The 929-nt window shown below is 69.0% G+C and carries 2 protein-coding genes; one reads left to right on the top strand and one right to left on the bottom strand.

Features of this window, described 5'->3' with window-relative positions:
* The coding region (locus tag HUW62_RS47415; protein ID WP_176438211.1) for a helix-turn-helix transcriptional regulator at positions 1-261 on the bottom strand (261 nt) is incomplete at its 3' end.
* 172 nt (positions 262-433) lie between these two features.
* On the opposite strand from HUW62_RS47415, the gene HUW62_RS47410 reads away from it, so the two are divergent.
* Positions 434-790, top strand: a complete 357-nt coding sequence (locus HUW62_RS47410) for a hypothetical protein (protein ID WP_176438210.1) — start codon at positions 434-436, stop codon at positions 788-790.
* The last annotated feature ends 139 nt before the right edge of the window (positions 791-929 follow it).

Below are 929 nucleotides of genomic sequence, written 5' to 3'. Positions count from 1 at the left end.
GGTCGGCTGGGGCGGACGCTTGCGACCAGGAGGCGTCTCGATGGTGGCGTCCAGGGCGAGCAGCGCGTGGGGTGGCACGTGGAGCACGGTGCACAGGCCACGCAGGGTGTGGATGCTCGGGAGCATGTGGCCGCGCTCCAGGCGGGCGTACACCTCGCGGGCCACGCCGAGTCGCTGGGCGACGGCGGCCTGGGTCAGTCCCAGACTCCTTCGGGCCGTGCGCGCGGACATGCCCAGGTGGACTCCAAGCTCGGTCTTCATTCGGTGCCCGTCGGGAAAAAAGGGGCACCCTACTCCGCGCTGCTCTCGGGACGCACCCTCCGTGAAGAGTCCTGGGTGTGCCCCGATGTATGTCCAGTCGTGGCGGATGGTGCAGGCGCAAGCCGCGTGTGAAAACCCAGCGGACGTATCGCTTCAGGAAAGCGGGTGGGGCATGGCCGTGAAGACGGTGCGGTTCGACTTCGAGAACACGCGGGACACGTCGGTCGACGTCCGGTTCGAGCCCTCGGGGATGGCGTTCGACATCCCGCCGGGAGGCCGCCTCGACGTCATCTGCGAGGGACCGGAGGGGGGAGAACTCGAGGTGGAACGTCGCCCCGAGGGCCACGTCGTCCTGTTTGCCTGGTGGGGCGCGTGGTTCCGGGTCGTCGAGCAGGGACGCGTGGTCTACACGGAGGAGGGGATGCCTGCCCCGCCTCTTCCCAAAGGTGTCTCCATGAAGCGGATGGTGGAGACGCTGTTCGGCCCCCTCGAGAATCGACAGGCGACGCGCGACAAGCCCGAGGAGTAGGGGCGTCAGGAGCCCTGCGGGCGCTGCGTCCAGCCGGACGTTCGCTGACTTCACGCGGTCCCTGGCGAGCACAGGCCACTCACTCGAGTCGGCCCCGGGACTGCCTCCCTCACTTCACAATCCGCGCGTCCCTCCCGCC

This window comes from Myxococcus sp. AM011, from assembly GCF_013372595.1.
GTDB classification, from domain to species: domain Bacteria; phylum Myxococcota; class Myxococcia; order Myxococcales; family Myxococcaceae; genus Myxococcus; species Myxococcus eversor.
This window is presented reverse-complemented; position numbering and strand designations above follow the sequence as displayed.